Annotated in this window: 10 protein-coding genes; 3 read left to right on the top strand and 7 right to left on the bottom strand. The window is 64.0% G+C overall.

Features of this window, described 5'->3' with window-relative positions:
• Window positions 1-25: 25 nt before the first annotated feature.
• From purS to purC, 3 genes are all read right to left on the bottom strand, one after another.
• Window positions 26-265 carry a phosphoribosylformylglycinamidine synthase subunit PurS gene (gene purS / locus ACS5Q0_RS22490; protein ID WP_473128882.1) on the bottom strand — a complete coding sequence of 80 codons (240 nt, stop codon included), beginning with the start codon at window positions 263-265 and terminating at the stop codon, window positions 26-28.
• Between the two features lie 126 nt (window positions 266-391).
• The gene (locus tag ACS5Q0_RS22495) at window positions 392-928 is read right to left on the bottom strand and encodes a hypothetical protein (protein ID WP_473128883.1); all 537 of its coding nucleotides are present in this window, start codon (window positions 926-928) and stop codon (window positions 392-394) included.
• 217 nt (window positions 929-1,145) lie between these two features.
• Window positions 1,146-1,940 (bottom strand): phosphoribosylaminoimidazolesuccinocarboxamide synthase, encoded by a 795-nt coding sequence (gene purC, locus ACS5Q0_RS22500; RefSeq protein ID WP_473128884.1) that lies wholly within the window; start codon window positions 1,938-1,940, stop codon window positions 1,146-1,148.
• A gap of 235 nt (window positions 1,941-2,175) precedes the next feature.
• On the opposite strand from purC, the gene ACS5Q0_RS22505 reads away from it, so the two are divergent.
• Together ACS5Q0_RS22505 and ACS5Q0_RS22510 are read left to right on the top strand one after the other, a co-directional pair.
• Complete coding sequence (locus ACS5Q0_RS22505) at window positions 2,176-2,499, top strand: DUF1476 domain-containing protein (RefSeq protein WP_473128885.1); 324 nt, start codon at window positions 2,176-2,178, stop codon at window positions 2,497-2,499.
• Between the two features lie 62 nt (window positions 2,500-2,561).
• Window positions 2,562-3,335 carry an HpcH/HpaI aldolase family protein gene (locus ACS5Q0_RS22510; RefSeq protein WP_473128886.1) on the top strand — a complete coding sequence of 258 codons (774 nt, stop codon included), beginning with the start codon at window positions 2,562-2,564 and terminating at the stop codon, window positions 3,333-3,335.
• Window positions 3,336-3,339: 4 nt separating this feature from the next.
• Here the strand turns inward: ACS5Q0_RS22510 and ACS5Q0_RS22515 are convergent, their stop codons facing one another.
• Entirely contained in the window at window positions 3,340-3,987 is a 648-nt protein-coding gene (locus ACS5Q0_RS22515; protein WP_473128887.1) for a DNA-3-methyladenine glycosylase family protein, read from the bottom strand.
• A 33-nt stretch (window positions 3,988-4,020) separates the two neighbouring features.
• Here ACS5Q0_RS22515 and gluQRS point away from each other — a divergent pair, with 33 nt between their 5' ends.
• Window positions 4,021-4,917: a tRNA glutamyl-Q(34) synthetase GluQRS gene (gluQRS, locus tag ACS5Q0_RS22520; RefSeq protein ID WP_473128888.1), complete on the top strand. Its 897-nt coding sequence runs from the start codon at window positions 4,021-4,023 to the stop codon at window positions 4,915-4,917.
• On the opposite strand, the gene ACS5Q0_RS22525 is transcribed toward gluQRS, so the two are convergent.
• The 3 genes from ACS5Q0_RS22525 to ACS5Q0_RS22535 all read right to left on the bottom strand — a co-directional run.
• Entirely contained in the window at window positions 4,896-5,813 is a 918-nt protein-coding gene (locus tag ACS5Q0_RS22525; protein ID WP_473128889.1) for an AEC family transporter, read from the bottom strand. The genes gluQRS and ACS5Q0_RS22525 overlap by 22 nt on opposite strands.
• Window positions 5,814-5,818: 5 nt before the next feature.
• Entirely contained in the window at window positions 5,819-7,855 is a 2,037-nt protein-coding gene (locus tag ACS5Q0_RS22530) for a peptidoglycan DD-metalloendopeptidase family protein (protein ID WP_473128890.1), read from the bottom strand.
• A gap of 559 nt (window positions 7,856-8,414) precedes the next feature.
• Window positions 8,415-8,650: hypothetical protein (locus ACS5Q0_RS22535; RefSeq protein ID WP_473128891.1), on the bottom strand; the 236-nt coding region annotated here is incomplete at its 5' end.

Below are 8,650 nucleotides of genomic sequence, written 5' to 3' on the forward strand. Positions count from 1 at the left end.
CCCGGATCAGGTCCGGGCATGACGGTCAGATCAGTTCGACGCGGTAATTCTCGATGACGGTGTTCGCGAGCAGCTTCTCGCAGGCCGCCCTGAGGGACGCTTCCGCCTGGGCCTTGTCGGACGTGTCCAGCTCGATGTCGAAGACCTTGCCCTGGCGCACGCCGGCGATGCCTTCCACGCCCAGGGACGTCAAGGCCCCTTCGATAGCCTTGCCTTGCGGGTCGAGAACGCCGTTCTTCAGGGTGACGGTGACGCGAGCTTTCATGGGAGGCCTCGGGCTGTTTGAGATTTGCCCAACGCCATAAAGCCATTAGCGGCAAGAAACAACGGCTGAGACGCACGATCTGGTGAAGTGGCTTCAGGTTCTGCCAAGCTCGTGCCGGACGTGGGCTCAAGTGCCCAATTCGCGGGCGGCGACCTGGCGGGCCGTCTCCTGGACAGTCTCGGCCGTATCGCCGATCACGAGAACGATCTCCAGGTCGTCGCCCGAGCGCCGGCCCAGGGCCGCGCCGTAGGCGGGCCTTTTCCCGTCCGCGGGGGCGAGGCTGATCACGAAGCCGGGATAGGGGGCATCCTTCAGGCGCTCGACGGCAATCGTGGTCCGCACCGCCTTCTTCTTACCGTCGGCGGGGGAGCGGAGGGCGCGGGCGAGACGGTCCGGGTCCTTCAGCACGGCTTCCGTGATCTGCGCGTCCTTCCCGGTGAGGCGGATCACGCCGACGGCCAAGCCGGGGCTGCATTGCGGCGGAGCGCAGAAGGCGAGGGCGACGGGGTCTGCCCGGTCCTCGGCAAGCCACTTGCGCAGCGGCAGCGCCTGCCAGGGCGCGCCGGGCGGGACACCCTCGACGGCGCGAGGGATGTAGCCGCAGCCGGTCAGGCCGAGCGCCAAGACGACCAGAAGGGAGCGGAAGGACAGACGAAACGACATTGCCTTTTCTAGCGCATCGTGCGGAAAAGTGGACCCGGTTTTCCGCATGAACGATGCGCTGATCTAAAGAGTGGAGCATCGGATATGCCCCAAAAGTGCGAGTCCACTTTTGGGGCATATCCGATGCTTTAGCGCGATGTTGTGGGGCAGGTCGACGGGCAGGCAAAGAAAAGCCCGGCGTGGAAGCCGGGCTCGATTATTCTTTGGGGCGGAGGCCTCACTGCACGAGGCGCGGGCCGCCGGTGACGACGTTCTCGTTCTCCGAGAGGATGCCGAGGCGGCGCGCCACCTCCGTATAGGCTTCCACCAGCCCGCCCATGTCGCGGCGGAACCGGTCCTTGTCGAGCTTGTCCTTGGACTTGATGTCCCAGAGACGGCAGGAATCCGGGGAGATTTCGTCGGCCACGACGATGCGCATCAGCTCGCCCTCCCAGAGGCGGCCGGTCTCCAGCTTGAAGTCTACAAGGCGGATGCCGACGCCGAGGAAGAGCCCCGACAGGAAGTCGTTGACGCGGATCGCCAGCGCCATGATGTCGTCGATCTCCTGGGGCGAGGCCCAGCCGAAGGCGGTGATGTGCTCTTCCGAGACCATCGGATCGCCCAGCTCATCGTTTTTGTAATAAAATTCGATGATCGACCGGGGGAGCTGCGTGCCCTCCTCGAGGCCGAGCCTCTTGGCGAGGGATCCCGCGGCCACGTTCCGCACGACGACCTCGAGAGGAATGATTTCCACTTCCCGAATCAGCTGCTCGCGCATGTTCAGGCGGCGGATGAAGTGGGTGGGGACGCCGATATCGTTCAGGTGCTGGAAGAGGAATTCCGAAATCCGGTTGTTCAGCACGCCCTTGCCGTCGATCACTTCATGCTTCTTGGCATTGAAGGCCGTCGCATCATCCTTGAAGTGCTGAATGAGCGTTCCGGGTTCGGGGCCCTCATAGAGGACTTTCGCCTTGCCTTCATAGACGCGACGGCGACGATTCATAGGCGTGTACCGTGGTTTGAGAAAATCCATAGTGCCGTGGGCTCCTGGGTCAGAAATGATGCAGTTCCGCGGCCGGCGTATGCGCGGCATTAAACCAGCGCTCCGCTTCAGGGCAACCTATCCGATCAAGGGGGCGAGCACAACGCGGCACGGAGGAGGGCAGGGCACAGCCCCTTCGAAGCACCTGCTTTTAGATGGTGATGGCATGGCGATGGCGCGAGTGCGCCCTTATATCGCATGATTGGACCCATAGAGAGGAGCATCCATGACCCTTTTCAACGAGCGCGAAGACGTCTTCGAGAAACAATTCGCCCATGACCAGGATCTTCGCTTCAAGGCCACGGCCCGCAGGAACAAGCTGCTCGGCCTCTGGGTCGCCGAACGGCTGGGCAAGACCGGCGAGGATGCCGAGGCTTATGCCAAGAGCGTCGTTCAGGCCGACTTCCAGGAGCCGGGTGACGCGGATGTGGTCCGCAAGATCCGGCAGGATCTCGAACAGGCAGGAAAAAATGTCGACGAAACCGAGCTTGGCGCTAAGCTGCAGCAGCTGATGGCCCGGGCCATCGAGGAGGTCAAAGCGGGGCGTTGAGCCCCGCCCGCCTTGCGGGAGCCCGCGCCGAGGCAAGAAGCACCAGGATAAGAAAGAACGCCATGCTGACCAATCCATCCTTCCCCGACCTCCTGAAAGCAGGCACGCCCCTGCTCACCGCCTGGTGCGGAATCCCGGATCCTTCCGTTCCGGGCCTGCTTGCCAGGGAAGAGTTCGATGCGGTCGTGATGGACATGCAGCATGGCTCCATCGACTTCGCCGCGGCGCTCCGGGCCGTGCCGTTGATCGCGGCGGCGGGAAAGCCGGCCCTGGTCCGGGTGCCGGTGGGCGATTTCGCCTCCGCCTCTCGCTTCATGGACGCCGGTGTATCGGGGGTGATCGCGCCCATGATCAACACCGTCGAGGACGCTCGGCTCTTTGCCTCCTTCATGAAATTTCCGCCCGTGGGGCAGCGCAGCTGGGGCGCCTATGGCGCGCTTTCCCTCTCAGGTCTGGATCCGTCTGACTATCTGCGCCGGGCCAACGACCTGACGGTTTCCTTCGCCATGGTGGAGACCCGGGAGGCGCTCGCCCTTCTCGACGAGATCCTCAATGTGCCCGGTATCGACGGCGTCTTCATCGGTCCAGCGGACCTCTCCATCGCATTGTCGGGCGGCAAGAGCGTGGATCCGGCCAGCGCCGAGGTCGACAAGGCGCTCGACCATGTGCTCGCCCGCGTGAAGGCCGCCGGCAAGCTCTCCGGAATTTATGCGCCCTCCGGCGCGAGGGCCGGGGAACTCGCCCGCAAGGGCTTCAACATGGTCTCGATCGGCAGCGACACCGCCATGCTGAGGGCCGGCGCCCAGGCCTCCCTTGCCGCCGCGCAGCGGGGGTGAGACGTCACGTGACGGGGCTGCCCTCCCGCGCTTTTGCCACACGGTAATAAGCCCAGAGCACCTTGGCGGCCACGCCGCGCCAGGGGCGCCAACCTTCCGCGAGGGCCGTCAAAGCCTTCGCGTCGGGCCGCTTGGCGAGCCCATAGGCGATCCGGGCGGCCTCCTGAACGGCGAGGTCCCCGCCCGGAAACGCATCCGGATGGCCGAGGCAAAACAGCAGATAGATGTCGGCCGTCCATGGGCCGATACCCTTCACACGGGTGAGGAGGTCGTGCGCCTCGTCGGCGGGGAGCTCATGGAGCCGGTCGAGCGGCAGCCGCCCTTCGACGATCTCGGTGGCCGTGGCGCGGATCGTTCTGATCTTCATGGCGGAAAGGCCCGCGCCCCTCAGTTCCTCGTCGGAGAGGCTCAGGAAGCGCTCAGGCTCCGGCGGATCCAGGATCAGCCGCAATCGCCCCCAGATGGCCGAAGCGCTTGCGGTCGAAACCTGCTGGCCGACGATGATCCACGCCAGCCCCTCGAAACCCGGCGGACGCTTGCGCAGCTGCGGGATCACGCCTTCGGCGACGAGCCTCGCCATGACGGGATCGGCCTTTGCGAGCGCCGACAAACCCCTCTTGAGAACCGCGTCCGTTTCGAGGAGGGTGACCATCCCATTCCGCTCCTTGTTTCCTGAAGGCCGTCCGTGACGAAGCCCGTGTTCCGATTCGCTCCAAGCCCCAACGGACGGCTTCACCTCGGCCATGCCTATTCGGCCCTGCTCAACGATGCGCTCGCCCGCCGGCTCGCCGGCCGGTTTCTGCTGCGCATCGAGGATATCGATATCGCACGCTGCCGCCCCGAATACGAGGCGGGGATCGTCGAGGATCTCACCTGGCTCGGCCTGTCCTGGGAAAAGCCCGTGCGCCGGCAATCGGAGCATTTCTCGGATTATCGATCGGCTCTCCAGATTCTGAAGGGAAGGGGGCTCGTCTATCCCTGCTTCTGCTCCCGCAAGCACATCGCCGGGCGGATCGAGGCGATCGAGGGGAAAAGCGGCGAGGCTTGGCCGCGCGATTCCGATGGCGCGCCACTCTATCCGGGCACCTGCAAGGGCCTTTCGCGGGGCGAGATCGAGGAAAGGACCCGCTCGGGCGAGGCGCATGCCTGGCGGATCGACAGCGAAAAAGCCCGCCGCCTTCATTCGGGTCCCTATGCCTTCACGCGGTTTTCCCTCACGGGCGACAAGGAGATTGTGGCAGCCGATCCCTGGCGCTGGGGCGATGCTGTGATCGTGCGCAAGGACGTGCCGACGAGCTATCATCTTTCCGTCGTGGTGGACGACGCGTTGCAGGGCGTCACCCATGTGGTCCGCGGACAGGATCTGGAGGCGGCAACCGACCTGCACGTGCTTTTGCAGGCCCTGCTCGGCTTGGACACGCCGCTCTATCACCATCACGGCCTGATCCTCGATCCGGGCGGCGACAAGCTGGCGAAGAGCCGGAAGTCGGAGGCCCTCTGCGAGTTGCGAGCCCGGGGCGTGACGGCGGCGGAGGTCAGGCGGCGGCTGGGCTTTGCCTCTCAGCCTACGCCCAGCACATAGAGCCAGAACAGAGTGGTGCCTAGGGCCAGGATCGTGGAGAGCGTCACGGCGCTGGAGGCGAGCGCCACGCCCTCCCCATAGCGTTCCGCGAAAAGGTAGGCGTTGATGCCGGAAGGGCACGACGCGAAGAGCACGGCCACGCCCGCCCAGACAGGCGGCATCTGGAACACGTAAGTCGCGAGCAGCAGCACCACGAGCGGGTGAACCACGAGCTTGAGGACGGAAATCACCATCGGCAGTTTCCAGCCGGTCTTCATCCCGTAGCGGCACAGGGCGATGCCCATGGAGATCAGGGCACAGGGAACGGCCGCGCTCGCGAGCAGGTCCATGATCTGCCAGAGGGGCGTCGGAACGATCCCGGCAATGGGGCGAAGAGCGGAGCCGGCAAGAATGCCGATCACGATCGGATGCGTCGCCAGACGGCGCAGAATGAGGAGGGGCGAGGCTTGGCGCCCCTCCGCCAGCACGGTCGCCAGGGTCATGGTCACGGGCAGATGAACGGCGAGCAGCAGAAAGAGCGGGACGGCGCCTTCGTCCCCATAGGCTTTGAGGATCATGGGCACGCCGACGAAGACGGTATTGGCCTGGCCCGCCGAGAACCCGGCCACGACGCTCGCTACGCCCTTGACCCCGAAAAATCGCTTGGCCAGCGCGGTGGCCAGAACCCAGGCGACCGCGACACCTATGAAATAGGAGATCCAGTAGCCCCAAGGCTGCGTCTCCGGGATCTCGGCCTTCACGAGAGTGCGGAAGATCAGGCAGGGGACCGAGAGGGTGAAGACGAATTCCGAGAGGCCTTCGCCCATCCGCTCGGAGACGAAACCCGTGCGGCGTGCGAGATAGCCGATCCCGATCAGGCCGAAGACCGGAAATACGATCGTGAGCAGGTCGAGCATCAGGTTCAGCGCAGCTCCGCGCGCTGGGCCAGGCTTGCCGTTGCACCCGCCTGGCTCATCAGGTCGTTCACCTGCTCGCGCTGGCGCTTGAACTCGACAAGGCTGCGGCCGTCGAGCTCCCGGCCCTGCGGAAGTCGGATCTTCAGAGGGTCCACGAAGCTGCCGTTGATCAGCACCTCGTAGTGGAGGTGAGGACCGGTCGAGAGGCCGGTGCTGCCCAGATATCCGATCACCTGGCCCTGCCGCACCCTGACGCCGGGAGCCATGTTCTTGGCAAAGCCCGACATATGCGAATAGGTGGTCACATAGCCGTTGGCGTGCTGAATCTCGATGTGGCGACCGTAACCCGATTTCCAGTCCGCCATGCGGATGGTGCCGTTGCCGGCGGCCAGGATCGGCGTGCCGACCTTGTTCGACCAGTCGATTCCCGTATGGGGCCGGGCATAGCCCAGGATCGGGTGGAAGCGCGATCCGAATCCCGACCGCAGAATTCCGTCGGAGATCGGCTTGCGGAGCAGGAACTTCTTCAGGGAACGGCCGGTCTCGTCGAAATAATCGACGGATCCGTCGTCACCCTGGAACCGGTAGACGCGGCGCGCCTCGCCACCGACTGTCAGGGCCGCATAGAGAACTTCCGGCGGCGCATTCTCGTCATCCGACCCGAAGAACACTTCGAAGCTGTCGCCCTGCGCGACGCGGCGCTGGAAATCGACGTCGTAGCCGAAGATGCGAATGAGCTCTTCCACGGTTTCCGGCGGCAAATCGTTCTTCATGGCCGTCTCGTACAGGCTCTCGTAGAGCCTGACGCCGCCACCGCCGCTTTCCTCCTCCTCTTCTTCCTGCGCATCGGCCATCGCCTTGCGGTCGGAAAGGTCTTCGGGAGGCGTCACGGAGACAAAAACGCCGCGATCGTTCGTGGCGGCGATCCCGTCAATCCCTTTTTCGCCGAATGCGATGACGCGGACGATCTGCCTGGGGTCGCCCAGGCGCGGACCGGGCGCGATGAGAATGCGCAGGTGGGCGCCTTCTCCCATCGCCGCGACCTTCATCCGCGCCGACAGGGCCATGGTGATCGCCGCGATCTGCTCCGGGGTCGCACCATAGCTGCGCAGAACCGTCTCGAGGGTCTCGCCCTTCTTGAAGACGACGTCACGCTCTTCCACCATGGGCGGAACGGCCTTCTGCTCGATCTTCGGCAGATCGGTGACGTTTTCGGGCATCACCCGAACTTCGATGGTGCTGAAGGGCGCGTCGACGACACGGGCATATCCCAAGGCATCGCCGAGACCATCGGGCTGACGCAGGGTGCGGGACAGGATCTGCTGGGCCGGGATCGGCACGGAGGAGCGTCTCCCGGTCCCGGCCCCGACACGCTTCTCTTCCTCGATCATGGCCAGGACGTCGTCGTCCGTCAGAGCCGGCGAGCTTGCCTCGATGACCATGGAGGCGAGGTCCCTCCGAAGAACGGACACATCCGCGTCGGTGATCTCCGGCACCTGATCGATCTTCTCCTGCGTATTCTCTGCGAAGAGGCGCATGGGATTGAACGGGGGAATGTCGGAGGCATAGGTACCGGCCGTGAGGGAGAGATTGGTGGCGATCTTGACGAACTGCCGGACCTTGATGGCCTCGCGGTCGCCGCTGCGGATGGTCATGGCGGCCCTGAAGCTCTGCTTCGCGGAGGTCGTCAGCTCGGTCATGTTGAGCCGGTCGCCCTTGCGAGCCGCGTTCGTGGCGCGCTCCCCTTCCGGCTCGGCCCGAGAATAGGCGTTCACCGTGGCGAGTTCCGGAGACTGAACGGCATTGGTGGCGCCCTCGATCGAAATATGAATCGAGGCGCCGATCAGAACCGCGCCGGTGACGCCTGTCAGGACGCTCGCGCCGAGCCAGCGCAGGTTGATCTCGCGCTTGTCGATCTCGGGAGCCGAGGCGCCGCTGGCGGTCAAGGCCGGTTCATGGCCCAGTTCCACTCTTGACGACCCGCGGAAGGCTTCCTGTCGGGAAGCCTTCGGAAGGCTGTCATCAGGAGGAACATGGCTCATGAGAAGTCGTATCCGGTTGAGTAGCCTAATCCATAGGGGGTAGAGGCGCTCTAGCACAAGAGAGGGCACCGGCACAGCATAAGAGGAGAGAGACCGCTCGGATGCTCCTCTGATAGAGAGGCGCCGCCTGGCTTGCTTCACCCGCTACTGTGTCGGCAGTGAGGCAAGGCTTGCCGAAACCTGTGAGGGGAGGGGTGGCTAGAGCACCGGACCCAAAAGTGGATCTGCACTTTTGGGATCAATCCGATGCTCCCTCTAAAGGAAGCGCATCGTTGATACGGAAAACCGGGTCCACTTTTCCGTATCAACGATGCGCTGGGTGAGCTTCCGCCCGGTGTCAAAAAACTTTCACAACCGAGTTGACAGATTCCGGAACCCGGGCTTATAACCCGCCCATCGACGCCGCCGCTGAATGCGGACGGCGCCAGCGCCTTCCAGAAAACGGGCTGATACGCCCGACGAAAGTCGGGAATAGATGGCTGTTTTCTGTATGGTTCCGTTTTCGGACGGGTTGCCCGGTTTTAGCAAAGAACAGGGTTGACAAGCTGGTCGAATGATCCTAAATCAGGCTCATCCGGCGCTGCCAGAAAATGGCAGCTCCGATGTTTCCCTGACAGGCTGGCGGCTCAAGCCGGGTAAAACCGGAGTGAGGCGCTGTCGTCTTCGGAAACTGCATCTTTGGTGATGCTGCTCTTTGACAAGTGAAGAAGGAAGAAGAAGCGCAGGCGGCGGTGTCCTTGCGGCGGCCCTTTGGGGCTGCTTGGAACAAGACATCGACCTTTGTCTTGCGCTTTT

The sequence above is a fragment of the Microvirga sp. HS2 genome (genome assembly GCF_055792805.1).

Coding starts and splice junctions, on each gene's coding strand:
- purS (WP_473128882.1), bottom strand. CDS start 265: ATGAAAGCTCGCGTCACCGTCACCCTGAAGAACGGCGTTCTCGACCCG.
- ACS5Q0_RS22495 (WP_473128883.1), bottom strand. CDS start 928: ATGTCGTTTCGTCTGTCCTTCCGCTCCCTTCTGGTCGTCTTGGCGCTC.
- purC (WP_473128884.1), bottom strand. CDS start 1,940: ATGGATTTTCTCAAACCACGGTACACGCCTATGAATCGTCGCCGTCGC.
- ACS5Q0_RS22505 (WP_473128885.1), top strand. CDS start 2,176: ATGACCCTTTTCAACGAGCGCGAAGACGTCTTCGAGAAACAATTCGCC.
- ACS5Q0_RS22510 (WP_473128886.1), top strand. CDS start 2,562: ATGCTGACCAATCCATCCTTCCCCGACCTCCTGAAAGCAGGCACGCCC.
- ACS5Q0_RS22515 (WP_473128887.1), bottom strand. CDS start 3,987: ATGGTCACCCTCCTCGAAACGGACGCGGTTCTCAAGAGGGGTTTGTCG.
- ACS5Q0_RS22525 (WP_473128889.1), bottom strand. CDS start 5,813: ATGCTCGACCTGCTCACGATCGTATTTCCGGTCTTCGGCCTGATCGGG.
- ACS5Q0_RS22530 (WP_473128890.1), bottom strand. CDS start 7,855: ATGAGCCATGTTCCTCCTGATGACAGCCTTCCGAAGGCTTCCCGACAG.